The sequence below is a fragment of the Granulimonas faecalis genome (assembly GCF_022834715.1).
Taxonomy (GTDB): Bacteria; Actinomycetota; Coriobacteriia; order Coriobacteriales; family Atopobiaceae; genus Granulimonas; species Granulimonas faecalis.
In genome coordinates this window covers 943153-957531 of record NZ_BQKC01000001.1, presented here as the reverse complement: position 1 = coordinate 957531, position 14379 = coordinate 943153, and the positions used below count along the sequence as shown (strand labels likewise).

Genomic DNA, 14379 nt, shown 5'->3' with positions numbered 1-14379 from the left:
CGGTCAACCGGCCGTCTGGGCGCAGGCACCGTCCTCGGCCCTCCAACGGTCGAAGGTCGAGACGCTCACTTGGAGGCGACGGGCCGCCTGCCTGCGGGTAAGGTCGCCGCGGAGGAACTCCTCCCTCACGGCCTCGTAGCAGTCGGGGCGCGCGATCCTGGGGCGCCCGAGGTGCTTGCCGCGGGCCCGTGCGGCGGCGATGCCCTGGGCCTGCCGCTCGCGGATCTTCTCCCTCTCGAGATGGGCCACGTAGGCGAGGAGCTGGAGAACGATGTCCGAGATGAAGGCGCCCGTGACGCCCTCGGCGTCCGAGCGCGTGTCCAGCAGCGGCATGTCGAGCACCACGATGTCCACGCCCCTGTCGCGCGTGAGCTCGCGCCACTCCGCGATTATCTCGTCGTAGTTGCGGCCGATGCGGTCGATGCTCAGCACGTAGAGGACGTCGCCCGCCCTGAGCCGCCGCTTGAGACGGCGCCACCCCGGGCGGTCGAAGTCCTTGCCGCTGGCCTTGTCCTCGTACACGGCGTCGAGCCCCAGCTCCGCGAAGGCGTCAAGCTGGCGGTCGAGGTTCTGGTCTGCGGACGACACGCGCGCGTAGCCGAAGGAACGGTGGTCCATGGAGCCCTCCCCTCGCGATCCATGGGCAAAGACGCGGCACCGGGGCGACGCGGGAGGGGGTCTCTCTCTCCAGTATAGCGTACATCTGTTCTGTTTTGGGAGGGCTGGCAGGACCGGTGCAGTATCAGTATCATGATTTGCATATATGATACCAATCTAGCCCACATGATACCGAAAGGAGCCCTCCATGCACCTCTTCGAGTACCCCTGGCCAGAGCTTGCATCGGACCCGACCATCCTTGGGCTCCTCGCAGAGACCGAACGCGGACGCGGCGGATGGGAGGCTGTCAGTGACGGAAGGGCCGCACCCCTCTCCTCCATGGCATCAGACACCAGGATCATGAGCACCCTGGCCTCCAACGCCATCGAGGGAATCCGTACCACGCCCGAACGCGGCCTTGCCGTGGCCGGAGGCATTGCAGCGCCGCGCACCCATGACGAGCGTGAGATCGCGGGCTACAGGGACGCGCTCACCCTCGTACAGGAGAACCACGGCGCCATGGAGCCCACTCCCGGGCTCATCCTCCAGCTGCACCGCGACCTTTACAGAAGGAGCGGGGAGTCCATCGGGGGCCGTTTCAAGGACAGCGACAACGTCATCGCGGAGGTCGGGCCCGACGGCGCCCTCTCCACGAGGTTCAAGCCCGTCTCCGCAAGCAGGACACCGGATGCCGTGGAGGAGCTCTGCCGGGCATGGTCGGCAGCTCATGAGGACGGCGGCGTTAGCCCGCTCCTCCTCTGTGGCGCCTTCGTCCTCGACTTCACCTGCATTCACCCGTTCTCGGACGGCAACGGACGCATGAGCAGGATCCTGACACAGCTCCTGCTCCTCAAGGACGGGTACGACGCCGTGCTCTACTCCCCCCTCGAGGCCGTCATAGAGCGCCGTCGTCCCGAGTACTACGACGCCTTGCAGGCATCCTCCATGGGATGGCACGAGAACGCGTCGGACCCGAGGCCGTTTCTCGCCTTCCACCTCGAGGCCTTGACGGAGTGCCAGCAAGAGGCTCGCCGGAGGCTCGAGGGCCGGGGAGGCGCCCCGACATCCAAAGGCGACAGGGTCGTCGAGTTCATGGCCTTCCACCAAGGCCCGTTCCGGAAAGCGGACATCTTGGCCGCCCTGCCAGACATCTCCGAGATCACGGTCAAGAGGGTGCTCGCGCAGGCCCGGCGCGACGGCTTGCTGGAGCTGCTGGGGTCGGGGAGGTCGTCCGCCTACCTGTGGAGGGGCGACGCGGGCCGCCCGTAGACGACCCTTCGGTGAGTGAAAACCCGCTCACCGAAGCCCGCCGCCACCTACAGCAGGTCGTAGGCGTCCACGTCGATGGCCACCGAGACGCCCCGGCTGTCCACCGCCGAGCAGGCCCTGGCCAGAAAGCCGCCCAGGTCGCCGTCCACCGGCGCCTTCACCAGCACGTGGCGCCGCAGGCGGTCGGCCACCTTGCCCTTCACGCACTCCGCCGGCCCCACGACCTGCCAGCCCTGCTCGCCCTCGGCCTGGGAGCGCAGCGCCGCGGCGATCTGGGCCACCACGCGCTCCACGAGCGCCCCGTTGACGCCCGACACCACCACGTTGCCCAGCCGCCTGAACGGCGGGTAGGCGGCCTCCTCGCGGTCGGCCAGCTCGAAGGCCCTGAACGCCGCGCGGTCGTGGCCGGCCACGCACGTCACGGCCGGGTGCGTGGGCCAGTAGGTCTGCACCAGCACGCGGCCCGGGTCCTCGCCGCGGCCCGCGCGGCCCGCCACCTGCTCCAGGAGGTCGTAGGTCCTCTCGGACGCGCGGAAGTCGGGCAGCTTGAGGGTGGTGTCGGCGTTGATGACGCCCACGAGCGTGACCTCGGGGAAGTCCAGGCCCTTGGCTATCATCTGCGTGCCGATGAGCACCGCGCCGTCCGCCGCGTCGAACTCCTCGAGCAGCGCCTGGTGGGCCCCCTTGCCCCGGGTGGTGTCGGCGTCCATGCGCACGACGGGGGCGTCGGGCAGCATCATCCGCAGCTCGTCCTCCACGCGCTGGGTGCCCACGCCGTAGGCGGCGAGGTAGCGGCTGCCGCACGCCGGGCAGTGCGTGGACGGGTTGGGAAACGCCGCCTGGGGCCAGGTGCGCCCGCAGGAGTGGCAGGCGAGCTCATGGGTGCGCTCGTGGTAGGTGAGCGCCGTGGAGCAGTGCGGGCACGTGGGCACGCACCCGCAGTCGCGGCACATGAGGAACGTGGCGAACCCGCGGCGGTTGAGCAGCAGCACAGACTTGTGCCCCGCCTCGAAGTTCTCGACCAGGGCCTTGCGGAGCGGTGCCGAGAACGGCGAGTTGTTGTTGGCGGCAAACTGGCTGCGCATGTCCACGACCTGCACCGCGGGCAGCGTCGCCCCGCCGGGGCGCTCCTCCATGGTCACCGACGTCCACGCCGCGCCGCGCCACGACCCGCGGGCGCAGCGGGACACCGCCTCCATGGACGGCGTGGCGCTCCCCAGCACGAGGGCGCCCCCGCGCAGGCGCGCGAGCTCTGCGGCGACGTCGCGGGCGTGGTAGCGGGGCGCCTGGTCCTGCTTGTAGGAGTGCTCGTGCTCCTCGTCCACCACCACGAGGCCGAGGTCGGCCATGGGCGCGAACAGCGCCGAGCGAGCGCCCACCACGACGCGGGCCTCGCCGGAGCGGATGCGCTCCCACTGCTCGCGGCGCTCGCCGGTGGAGAGCCTCGAGTGCAGGATGGACACCGTGTCACCGAAGCGGCTGCGGAACCGGCCCACGGTCTGGGCCGTGAGCGAGATCTCGGGCACGAGCACCACGGCGCCCCTCCCCTGCCCGAGCACCCGCTCGATGGCCGAGAGGTAGACCTCCGTCTTGCCCGACCCCGTGACGCCGTCCACGAGCACCACGCCGCCGGAGCCGTCGGCCACGGCGGCGTCCACGGCGTCGAGGGCCTGCACCTGGCCGTCCGACAGGCGCTCCGGATGGGCGGCCCGGGCGCTGGAGAGCGTGGTGGCCGGTCCCTGGGTGCGGCGGCCCTCCACCACCACGACGCCCTTCTTGGCCAGCGCCGTCACGGCCCCCTGGGCTCCCGGCACCACGGCCTTGAGCTCGGCGAGGCGCTGCGGCCCCTCGGCGAGGGCGGCGAGGAGCTCGCGCTGGCGCACGGCGTTCCTGCGCGGCTCGTACCCGTCCGCCCCCTCGCCCAGGCGCACCCAGCGGTCGTCGGCGGCCTTGACCTGCTCGTTGACGAGGCGCCAGGGCCCCGAGCCGTCGTCGCGCACCACCTTGACCGTCTGGCCCGGCGGCAGGAGGAGCCTCAGGCAGGAGGCCGGGGGTGCGGCGTACTCGTGGGCCATCCAGAGGGCGAGCCGTGCCGCCACCCCGTCGAAGGCCGGGGCGGCGAGCACCTCCTCGACGTCGCGCACCTTGGCGGGGTCGACACCGGCCGGGGGCTCCTCGTCCATGGCCACCACGTAGCCCACGGCGGAGCGGCCCGAGAAGGTGACGAGCACCGTGGCACCCACGTCCACCTGCCCGGCGAGGCGGTCGGGCACCCGGTAGTCGTAGGGCTCCGTGAGGGCGCGGGTGGGGATGTCGAGGACGACGGAGGCGAAGGGCACGGGCTCTCCCTGGGGCCGGGGCTGGCAGGACCATCCAGTGTAGCCCCACCGAGCCGTTTGGCAGGAAGCGCCACGAAGGCGGCGCACCTGTCGGCGGGCACCCTTGGCGACACGCCTGTCGGCGCCTGTGTCGACGCCCCTGTCGACCGGCGCACCTATCGGAAATCGCGGTTTCGGACCGCCGCGGCCCGGGCGCCCCGGCTCAAGGCGGCTTGAAACCGCGATTTCAGGCCGTTCCGGGCCGTCCGATGGCGACAGCCCCGTCCGCGACCGCGATTTCAGGCCGCCCGGTGGCGACGGTCCCCGTCGGAAGCCGCGGTTTCAGACCCCCCGGCCGCCCGCGATGCCCCCCCCACGGAAAAGGCCGCAACCTCCCCGAACCATCGTCGGGGCGGCCGCGGCCCGTTGTAGAGCGACCGGCGTCCGGTCGCCGGATCGCCGTGGGGCTACTCGGTGAGGGCGGCCACGGCGGCCTTGAGCTCGTCGGCCTTGTCGGTGGCCTCCCAGGTGAAGTCGGCGTCCTCGCGGCCGAAGTGGCCGTAGGCAGCGGTCTTGCGAAAGATCGGGCGGCGCAGCTTGAGGTCGCGGATGATGGCGCCGGGGCGCAGGTCGAAGACCTCCTTGACGGCCTGCTCGATCACGGCGTCGGGCACCACGCCGGTGTCATGGGTGTCCACCAGAACGGAAATGGGGTAGGCCACGCCGATGGCGTAGGCGAGCTCCACCTCGCAGCGCTTGGCGAGGCCGGCGGCCACCACGTTCTTGGCCACCCAGCGGGCGGCGTAGGCGGCGGAGCGGTCCACCTTGGTGGCGTCCTTGCCCGAGAACGCGCCGCCGCCGTGGCGGCCCATGCCGCCGTAGGTGTCGACGATGATCTTGCGGCCGGTGAGGCCGGTGTCGCCCATGGGGCCGCCCACCACGAAGCGGCCGGTGGGGTTGACGTAGATCTCGGCATCGGACCAGTCGATGCCCTCGCCGTCGAGCACCGGGGCGATGACGTGCTCGATCATGTCGTGCTTGATGACGTCCATGGACTCCACCAAGGGGTCGTGCTGGGTGGAGAGGACCACGGCGGTCACGGCCTTGGGCTCGTCGTCCTCGTAGCGCACGGTGACCTGGGTCTTGCCGTCGGGGCGCAGGTAGGACACGGTGCCGTCCTTGCGCACCTTGGCCAGGCGCTCGGAGAGGCGCTGGGCCAGGTGGACCGGCATGGGCATGAGGGTCTCGGTCTCGTCGGTGGCGTAGCCGAACATCATGCCCTGGTCGCCGGCGCCGATGCGGTCCTCGAGCTCGGCGGCCTCGCCGCGCTGGGCGCCGTAGGACTCGTCCACGCCCATGGCGATGTCGGGGGACTGCTCGTGAATCATGTTGATGACGCCGCAGGTGTCGGCATCGAAGCCGTAGGCGGGGTCGTCGTAGCCGATCTCGCGGATGACGTCGCGGGCGATGTGCTGCACGTCCACGTAGGCCTGGGTGCGGATCTCGCCGGCCACGAGCACGGTGCCGGTGGTGACGAAGGTCTCGCAGGCGCAGCGGACGGCGTCCACGTTCGCGTGGCGCCCCGACGGGGAGACGTAGCCCTTGGCCTCGAGGTCGGCCTCCTTGGCGAGAATGGCGTCGAGGATGGCGTCGGAGACCTGGTCGCAGATCTTGTCGGGGTGCCCCTCGGTAACGCTCTCGGAGGTGAAGTAATGGGTCTCAGTGGCCATAGAGTCTCCTTTGCGGCGCCATGCCGCGTTGTGCGGCGAAAACAGTCCCCACGTTATTACCCCGGGGGGAGTGGAACAATCCGGAAAAATCGCCTCGATGGTCCCCCGCGGGCCCCCAAGGCCAAAAGAGCGTAGCGCCACCGGGAATCCGGGGCAAAGGGCCGCGGCAGCTGGCATACAAGCGGACCCCTCCCCCGCCTCCGGGACGGGACGGGCCATACTGGGGATTTTCGGGACGGCCCTGCAGACCCTCGACCTTCCATGGGGAGACGCGTGCACAACATACTTCTGATATTCAAGCGGGACCTCGTCCGCATCCTCAAGAACCCGGTGGCCCTCGTGGTCACCCTGGGGGTGGCGGTGATTCCGGCCCTCTACGCGTGGTTCAACATCCTGGCCAACTGGGACCCCTACGAGAACACCGGCACGATCGCCGTGGCCGTGGCCAACGAGGACGCCGGCGCCGACGTGGAGGGCCAGGGCCACGTGGACGTGGGCCAGGCCGTGGTGGACGCCCTCAAGGACAACCACAAGCTCGGGTGGACCTTCGTGGACCGCGACGACGCCCTCTCCGGCGTGGACTCTGGCCGCTTCTACGCCGCCATCGTGATTCCCGAGGACTTCTCGGCAGACCTGGCCTCGGTGGTCACCGGCAGGCTCGACCGCCCCAGGCTGGAGTACTACGTCAACGAGAAGCTCAACGCGGTGGCCCCCAAGGTCACCGACTCGGGGGCCTCCACGGTGGAGAGCACCGTCAACGAGCAGTTCGTCTCCACCGTGACCGACGTGGTCACCGAGAAGGCCAAGGCCCTGGCCGGGGACGTCACCCAGGGCACCCAGGGGGCGGCCGACAGCGCGTCGGCGAGGATCCGTGAGGCCAGGGGCGACCTGGAGGCCATCGGCGGCCTCGTGGACAAGACCCGCACCACCTGCACGTCGGCGCAGGCCGCGGCCACCGACGCCCAGGGGGTCCTGGACAGGCTCTCCTCCACCGTGGCGGGCTCCTCCGACACCCTCGGCTCCGCCCTCTCGCAGCTCGGCGAGGCCAGGGACCAGGCCCGCACCCTCTCCTCCCGCCTGGACGACGCCCTCGTGGGCGGCGCCACCACCATGGCCGGCATCTCGTCGACGGCCTCCCACGACATCGGCGCCCTCGCGGGCGACATCGGCGGCGCCCAGGCCACGGTTGACTCGGCCGCGGCCCAGCTGCAGTCGGCCCAGGACAGCCTCTCCCAGGCGAAGCAGCGCCTCGACCAGGCCGTGGCCGACCTGCCCGTGGACGGCCCCCTCGGCGACCGCGTCGCCGAGCTCAAGCAGCGCCTCCAGGAGCAGTCCGGCCGCATCCAGGCCCAGCTCGACGCCCAGCAGGAGGCCCTGGACCGGCTCTCGAAGCTCTCTGACGCCGTGAAGAACGCCACGTCGGCGGCCGACTCCGGCGCCCAGGGGGTCAACGACGCCGTGAAGGGGGCCGCCGACGGGCTCCTCGACACCCGGGAAGCGCTCTCCCGCGACTCCCTGCCCCAGGCGGGGCAGGCCCTGGACGACTTCGCCGGGGCCGGCTCGTCGCTCCAGGGGGTCCTCGCCTCCCTCTCCACCTCCATCGAGGGGGCCAGGGGGTCCCTGGGCCAGCTCGTCGCCACCGTGCAGGAGGCCGACGGCGCCCTCGGCAACACCCGCGAGGCCCTCGACGGGGCCATGGGCACCCTCGACTCCCTCTCCGCCGACCTCGCGGCCGTGACGAGCTCCGAGGCCTTCTCATCCCTGAAGGAGCTCACCGAGGTGGACTCCGGGCGCCTCGCCGACTTCATGGGGTCGCCGGTGGCCATCGAGCAGAAGGCGGTCTTCCCCGTGGCCAACTACGGGTCCGGCGTGACCCCCTTCTACACCGACCTCGCCCTCTTCGTGGGAGGGTTCGTGCTCGTGTCCATCTACAAGCTCGAGGTGGACCGCGAGGGCATCGAGAACCTCAAGCCCTGGGAGGCCTACTTCGGCCGGTGGCTCCTGCTGTTCGTGGTGGGCGTGCTCCAGGCGCTGATCACCTGCGTGGGCGACCTCGTCCTGGGCATCCAGTGCGTGAGCCCGGCCGCCTTCATCCTCGCCGGCGTCGTGGAGTCGTTCGTCTACGTGAACATGGTCTACGCCCTGGCCGTGGCCTTCAAGCACGTGGGCAAGGCCCTCGCCGTGCTCATCGTCATCCTACAGATCCCGGGGTCGTCGGGCCTCTACCCCATCCAGATGCAGCCCGACTTCTTCCGCGCCCTCTCCCCGTGGCTGCCCTTCACCTACGGCAACAACGCCATGCGGGAGGCCATCGCCGGTTTCTACGACGGGCACTTCGGCCACGACATCCTCATGCTGCTGCTCTTTGTGGTGCCCTCGCTCCTGGTGGGCGTGGTGCTCAGGCGCTACCTGCTCAACCTCAACCGCCTCTTCGACGCCAAGCTCCGCGACACCGACCTCATGATCTGCGAGCGCACCGAGCCGCCCGAGGCCCACTTCCGCCTCTCCACCCTGCTCAAGGCCGCCCTCGACTCAGAGTCCTACCTCAAGGTCTTCAACGAGCGCTGCACCTGGTTCAACCGCCACTACCAGCGCATGGTCCACGTGGGCTTCCGCTGCCTGGTGCTGTGCTCCACGGTGCTGCTCGTGCCCATGTTCGCGGCGGGGCCCGAGGTCAAGTTCACCGTCCTGGTGATATGGATCTGCGCAATCCTGGCACTCATCGCCTTCCTCGTGGTGGTGGAGTACCTCCACGAGCGCATGAACGAGAAGACCGACCTCACGTCGCTGCCCCACGACCGGCTCCTCGAGATGGTGGGAGAGAGCCTCGACCGCGAGGTGGCCCCCATCGCCCCGTTCTCCCGGATGGGGTGGCCCAAGGGGCGCCTGGAGCAGCTGCTCAAGGACGCCAGGGCGGACGAGCGCAGGGACGGCGACGGACCGGCGGAAGACGACCGCGGGAGAGGGGGTGACGGGCGATGAGGAAGGTCTGGAAGCTCTTCTGCCTCGACGTTCGCCACGCCACCATGAACGTCATCGCCGGCATCGTGTGCATCGGCCTGATCATCGTGCCGTCGCTCTACGCGTGGTTCAACATCGCCGGCAGCTGGGACCCCTACGCCAACACCAGGAACGTCAAGGTGGCCGTGGCCAACACCGACGAGGGCTACACGAGCGACCTCATGCCCATGGACATCAACGTGGGCGAGAAGGTGACGAACGCCCTGCGGGAGAACGACCAGATCGGCTGGGTCATCACCGACAAGGACGACGCCATGGGCGGCCTCGAGGCGGGCACCTACTACGCGGCCATCATCATCCCGCCGGACTTCTCCCGCAACCTCCTCGGCGTGCTCGACGACGACGCCGCCAAGCCCACGCTGGAGTTCTACAGCAACGAGAAGGAGAACGCCATCGCCAACGTGGTGACCGACAAGGCCTCGGGGGCCCTGCGCGAGCAGATCGACACCACCTTCGTGGAGACCGTGGGCAGGATCGGCACGTCGGCCCTGGGGTCGCTCTCCGACTACCTGGACTCCGACGCCATCTCCTCCCTGGCCCAGAGGCTGCGCGCCAGCGTGGGGACCACGGCCGACTCCCTCGACCGCACGGCCTCCGACGCCCGCGCCTACGCCTCCCTGGTGGGCTCGGCCTCGTCGCTGCTCTCCGGGGCCCAGGGGCTCCTCGACACCACGGCCCCCGAGGGGGCCTCCATCCCCCAGGCGCTCTCCCAGGCCGCCTCGGGGGTCCGCTCGGCCGACGACGCCCTCGGGTCGGCCGACTCCGCCATCGAGGACGCCCTCTCCGGCTCCGCCGACTCCCTGGACGCCGTCTCCGCCAAGATCGACGCCGCCTTCGCCGACGCCGGCGACAAGACCCAGACGGTCGCCGACGGCCTCGACGCCGCTGCCGGCACGGCCCAGGAGCGCAAGGAGGCCGTGGACGCCCTGGTGGAGGGCTTCACCGCCCAGAGGGACCAGCTCCAGTCCATCCGAGACGCCCTCGACCAGGCGGCCTCGTCCGACGGGTCGGTCACCGAGCCGGAGCGGGCCGCCCTGGCCGCCGTGGACCGCGCCATCGCCGCGGCGGAGCGGGCCCTCTCGTCGCTCTCGTCGGCCTCACAGACCCTGGGGGACCTGGGCGGCTCCCTCACCGCCACCGCGTCCGACCTGCGCCAGGGCGCCACCGACGCCGCAGGGGCCAAGGAACGCCTCGACGGCATCGTGGGCCAGGCCAAAGACGCCGTGAAGGGGGCGGACACCACCTACGGCGACACCCTCGGCCGCTCCCTGGCGTCGCTCGCCTCGGCCGTGGACGGGGCCAGCGCGGACGCCTCGGCCGTCCAGGGCTCCCTGGACGACTCCATGGAGAGCCTCTCGGCGGTGTCGGGCCAGGCCGCCTCGGACCTCTCCTCCATCCGGTCGGAGCTCTCCGGGGCCGCCGACGACCTCGCCGCGAGCGCCTCGGACCTCAGGGACCTCCAGGGCCGCATCGACGCGGCCCTCGCCTCGGGCGACATGGACCAGCTCCGCCGCATCCTCGGCGGCGACCCCGCGACCCTGGCCGCCTTCCTCTCGGCCCCGGTGGAGCTGGAGCGAAACGCCGTCTACCCCGTGGCCAACAACGGCAGCGCCATGGCCCCCTTCTACACCACCCTCGCCCTCTGGGTGGGGTCGCTCATCCTCGTGGTCATCGTCAAGGTGCAGCCGAGCGAGCGTGAGCTCGCCGAGGTGGGCGGCGCCAGGCTCTGGCAGGCCTACTTCGGCCGCATGGGCGTCTTCGTGCTGCTGGCGCTCCTCCAGGCGGCCCTGGTGTGCGCCGGCGACCTCTTCTACCTACAGATCCAGTGCGTCCACCCCGGCCTCATGTTCCTGGCGTGCTTCGCCTGCGCCTTCGTGGACGTCAACATCATGTACGCCCTCACGGTGTCGTTCGGCGACGTGGGCAAGGCCATCGCCGTGTTCCTCCTGGTGATCCAGGTGGCCGGCTCCGGCGGGACGTTCCCGCCCCAGATGCTGCCGGGCCCCTTCCAGGCGGCCTACCCGTTCCTGCCGTTCGTCCAGGCCATCCAGCTCATGCGCGGCGCCGTGGCCGGGGTCTACGGCATGGACTACCTGTGGCACATGCTGGCGCTGCTGGCCTTCATCGTCCCGTCGGTGGTGCTGGGCCTCTTCCTGCGGCGCCCCCTCATCCGCCTCAACGAGTGGATGGAGCACCAGCTGGCCTCGACGAAGGTGATGTGAGGGGAGCCGCGGCGCCCAGGGGCCGTAGTACCATGGGTTGGCATTGCACCCCGTGTTAGGAGCAGTTTTGAAAGACACAGCCGTCCGCGTCCGATTCGCGCCGTCCCCCACCGGCAAGCTCCACGTGGGAGGGGCGCGCACCGCGATCTACAACTGGGCCTTCGCCCGGGCCAACCACGGCACCTTCATCCTGCGCATCGACGACACCGACCCGGCCCGCTCCACCAAGGAGAACGAGGGCGTCATCCTGCGGGCCATGCGCTGGCTGGGCCTGGACTGGGACGAGGGCCCCGGCGTGGGCGGCGACCACGGCCCCTACAAGCAGGCCGAGCGCCTGGACATCTACCGCGAGGCGGCCGAGAGGCTCGTGGCCGAGGGCCGCGCCTACCCGTGCTTCTGCACGCCCGAGCAGCTGGAGGCCGACCGCGAGGCCGCCCGCGAGCGCAAGGACCCCTTCCAGGGCTACCAGGGCCGCTGCCGCGACCTCGACCCCACCGAGGCCCGGCGCCGCGTCGAGGCCGGCGAGCCCCACGTGCTTCGCATCAAGGTGCCCCGCGACCGCGGCGACGTGGTGGTGCGCGACGCCGTCCACGGCGAGGTGACCTTCAACGCCCGCGAGCTCGACGACTTCGTCATCGTACGCTCCGACGGCACCCCCACCTACAACTTCTGCACCGTGGTGGACGACGCCCTCATGGGCATCACCCACGTCATCCGCGGCGACGACCACCTGTCCAACACCCCGCGCCAGGTCATGGTCTACGAGGCCCTCGGCTACCCCGTGCCCGAGTTCGCCCACATCTCCATGATCCTGGGCGCCGACGGCAAGAAGCTCTCCAAGCGCCACGGCGCCACCTCCGTGGAGGAGTACCGCGACGCCGGCTACGACCCCGAGGCCTTCGTGAACTACCTGGCCCTGCTCGGCTGGTCCCTCGACGGCGAGACCACCATCGTGCCGCGCGAGGTGCTGGCCCGGGAGTTCTCCCTCGACCACGTGTCCAAGAACCCGGCTACCTTCGACCCGGCCAAGCTCGACTGGATCAACGGGCGGTACTACGAGGCCATGGACGACCTCGAGTTCGCCCGCCGCGTGCTCGAGCCCGCCCTCGTGGCGGCCGGCCGCGAGGAGCGCGGCTGCGTGGAAGCCCGGCCCGAGTGGTTCTCCACCCTCGCCGCCATCCTCAAGCCCCGCACCAAGCGCGCCTCCGACGTCGAGGGGCTGACCGCGTTCCTCTACTCCGGCGACACCCCGCAGATCGAGGAGAAGGCCTGGACCAAGGCGCTCGCCAAGGACGGCGCCGCCGAGGCCCTCGCCGCCGCCAGGGCCGCCCTGGAGGGCCTGGCCGACTTCGACGCCGGGTCCGTCGACGCCGCCCTCGAGGCCCTGCCCGAGGAGCTCGGCACCAACAAGCGCAAGTTCTTCGCGGCCGTTCGCGCGGCCGAGACCGGCTCGCTCGTCTCGCCGCCCCTGGGCGCCTCCATAGAGCTCCTGGGCCGCGCCCGCGGCCTCGCCCGCCTGGACGCCGCCATCGCCAAGGTGGCCGCCGGCTCCAGGGAGGCCTAGCCGCCATGCTGCCCAGCGCCTTCGAGGTCCTCGGCCCCGTGATGGTGGGGCCCTCCAGCTCCCACACGGCGGGCGCCCTGCGCCTGGCCCGCGTGGCCCGCGAGATCGCCCCTGGGCGGGTGTCCTCCGTGGAGTTCACGCTCTACAACTCGTTCGCCAAGACCTACCTGGGGCACGGCACCGACAAGGCGCTGGTGGCCGGCATGCTCGGCCTCGACACCGACGACGGGCGCATCCGCGACTCCTTCTCCCTGGCGGCAGAGCAGGGCCTCGCCTTCTCGTTCCGCACGTCCGACGAGGGGACGGGCCTGCACCCCAACACGGTGGACATCGCCATGGGCCTCGCCTACGGCGGGTCGCTCACGGTGCGCGGAGAGTCCGTGGGCGGCGGCCGCGTGCGTCTCTCGGCCGTGGGCGGCGTGGCCGTGGACGTGGCCGGCGAGTACCCCACGCTCTTCGTGCACCACGGGGACCGCCCGGGCGTCCTGGCGCGCCTCACGGGGGCCCTGTCGGCGGCCTCCATCAACATCGCCACCATCCGCACGTTCCGCGACGCCCGGGGCGGCGACGCCTACACCGTGGCCGAGCTCGACGAGGCCCTGCCCGCCGAGCTCGTCGCCGCCGTGGGGGCCGCCCCCGGCGTCATCTTCGCCACGTCCCTCACCATCCCCGGCGCCCTCCCCGTTGCGGCCGAGGGGCCCCAGGGGCCCGACTTCTCCTGCGGCGCCGACCTCCTCGCCCTCTGCCGGGAGCGACACGCGTCCATCGGCTCGGTCATGCGCGAGCGCGAGGCCGGCCTCGCCGTGGGCGGGGCCCGGGCTGCCGACGAGACCATGGGCCGGGTGCGCCGGGCCATGGAGGTCTCCGTGCGCGCCACCGTGGAGCGCCCCGAGCGCTCCCTGGGTGGGTTCCTCCACGGCCAGGCCCGCGCCGTGGAGCGCCGCTCGGGCGCCCTCGCCGCCCCGCTCCTGGGAGGCGCCCTCTCCGCCGCCGTGGCCGGCGCCATGGCGGTCCTCGAGCGCTCCGCGGCCATGGGCGTCATCGTGGCCGCCCCCACCGCGGGCTCGGCCGGCGTCGTGCCCGGCGCCCTCATCGCCTGCGCCGACGCCCTGGGGGCGCAGGAGCGGCTGGAGGGCGCCCTCTGGTGCGCCGCGGCCGTGGGTGCCGTCGTCATGGCCAACGGCAGCGTATCGGGGGCCGAGGGCGGGTGCCAGGCCGAGGTGGGCACCGCGAGCGCCATGGCCGCGGCCGGCCTCTGCCAGATGCTCTACGGCAGCCCCGAGACCTGCCTCACAGCGGCCTCCATCGCCCTCGGCAACCTCCTGGGCCTCGTGTGCGACCCGGTGGGCGGCCTCGTGGAGTTCCCGTGCCAGAACCGCAACGCCATCGGCGTGGCCAACGCCTTCACCTCGGCCCAGCTGGCGCTCTCGTCCGTGGGCTGCCCTGTGCCCTTCGACGAGGCCGTGCAGGCCATGACGCTCGTGGGAAACGCGCTGCCGGTGAGCCTCCGCGAGACCGCCCAGGGGGGCCTTGCCGCCTGCCCGAGCGCCTGCGCTGCCTGTGGCTCCTGGGACTGAAGCCCCTGATACACCGCTCCGGCGGCCCGATGCGGCGGCAGGCGCTCTTTGGGTAGGGACCTACCCAGACAAGCCCCGAA

General features: G+C 71.4%; 8 protein-coding genes. 5 read left to right on the top strand and 3 right to left on the bottom strand.

Translation table 11 applies throughout. The features are described from left to right. Window positions 1–3: 3 nt before the first annotated feature. Window positions 4–618: a recombinase family protein gene (locus OR600_RS04330; protein WP_265590730.1), complete on the bottom strand. Its 615-nt coding sequence runs from the start codon at window positions 616–618 to the stop codon at window positions 4–6. Window positions 619–805: 187 nt separating this feature from the next. On the opposite strand from OR600_RS04330, the gene OR600_RS04325 reads away from it, so the two are divergent. Further along, window positions 806–1867 carry a Fic family protein gene (locus tag OR600_RS04325; RefSeq protein ID WP_265590729.1) on the top strand — a complete coding sequence of 354 codons (1062 nt, stop codon included), beginning with the start codon at window positions 806–808 and terminating at the stop codon, window positions 1865–1867. Between the two features lie 47 nt (window positions 1868–1914). Here the strand turns inward: OR600_RS04325 and priA are convergent, their stop codons facing one another. Together priA and metK are read right to left on the bottom strand one after the other, a co-directional pair. After that, on the bottom strand, window positions 1915–4206 hold the full coding sequence (priA, locus tag OR600_RS04320) for a replication restart helicase PriA (RefSeq protein WP_265590728.1): 2292 nt from the start codon (window positions 4204–4206) through the stop codon (window positions 1915–1917). A gap of 446 nt (window positions 4207–4652) precedes the next feature. Then, window positions 4653–5915, bottom strand: a complete 1263-nt coding sequence (gene metK / locus OR600_RS04315) for a methionine adenosyltransferase (RefSeq protein WP_135977594.1) — start codon at window positions 5913–5915, stop codon at window positions 4653–4655. 273 nt (window positions 5916–6188) lie between these two features. Here metK and OR600_RS04310 point away from each other — a divergent pair, with 273 nt between their 5' ends. From OR600_RS04310 to sdaAB, 4 genes are all read left to right on the top strand, one after another. Next, window positions 6189–8897, top strand: a complete 2709-nt coding sequence (locus OR600_RS04310; protein WP_168353992.1) for a YhgE/Pip domain-containing protein — start codon at window positions 6189–6191, stop codon at window positions 8895–8897. Beyond that, window positions 8894–11158, top strand: coding sequence for a YhgE/Pip domain-containing protein (locus OR600_RS04305; RefSeq protein ID WP_265590727.1), 2265 nt, complete (start codon window positions 8894–8896; stop codon window positions 11156–11158). Before OR600_RS04310 ends, OR600_RS04305 begins: the two co-directional genes overlap by 4 nt. A 67-nt stretch (window positions 11159–11225) precedes the next feature. Beyond that, window positions 11226–12722 carry a glutamate--tRNA ligase gene (gltX, locus tag OR600_RS04300; RefSeq protein WP_135977597.1) on the top strand — a complete coding sequence of 499 codons (1497 nt, stop codon included), beginning with the start codon at window positions 11226–11228 and terminating at the stop codon, window positions 12720–12722. Between the two features lie 5 nt (window positions 12723–12727). Continuing rightward, window positions 12728–14299 carry an L-serine ammonia-lyase, iron-sulfur-dependent subunit beta gene (sdaAB, locus tag OR600_RS04295; protein WP_265590726.1) on the top strand — a complete coding sequence of 524 codons (1572 nt, stop codon included), beginning with the start codon at window positions 12728–12730 and terminating at the stop codon, window positions 14297–14299. The last annotated feature ends 80 nt before the right edge of the window (window positions 14300–14379 follow it).

Bases quoted from the DNA above. Each gene is read 5' to 3' on its own strand.
- OR600_RS04305 (WP_265590727.1), top strand. From the start codon at position 8,894: ATGAGGAAGGTCTGGAAGCTCTTCTGCCTCGACGTTCGCCACGCCACC.
- OR600_RS04330 (WP_265590730.1), bottom strand. From the start codon at position 618: ATGGACCACCGTTCCTTCGGCTACGCGCGCGTGTCGTCCGCAGACCAG.
- metK (WP_135977594.1), bottom strand. From the start codon at position 5,915: ATGGCCACTGAGACCCATTACTTCACCTCCGAGAGCGTTACCGAGGGG.
- OR600_RS04325 (WP_265590729.1), top strand. From the start codon at position 806: ATGCACCTCTTCGAGTACCCCTGGCCAGAGCTTGCATCGGACCCGACC.
- sdaAB (WP_265590726.1), top strand. From the start codon at position 12,728: ATGCTGCCCAGCGCCTTCGAGGTCCTCGGCCCCGTGATGGTGGGGCCC.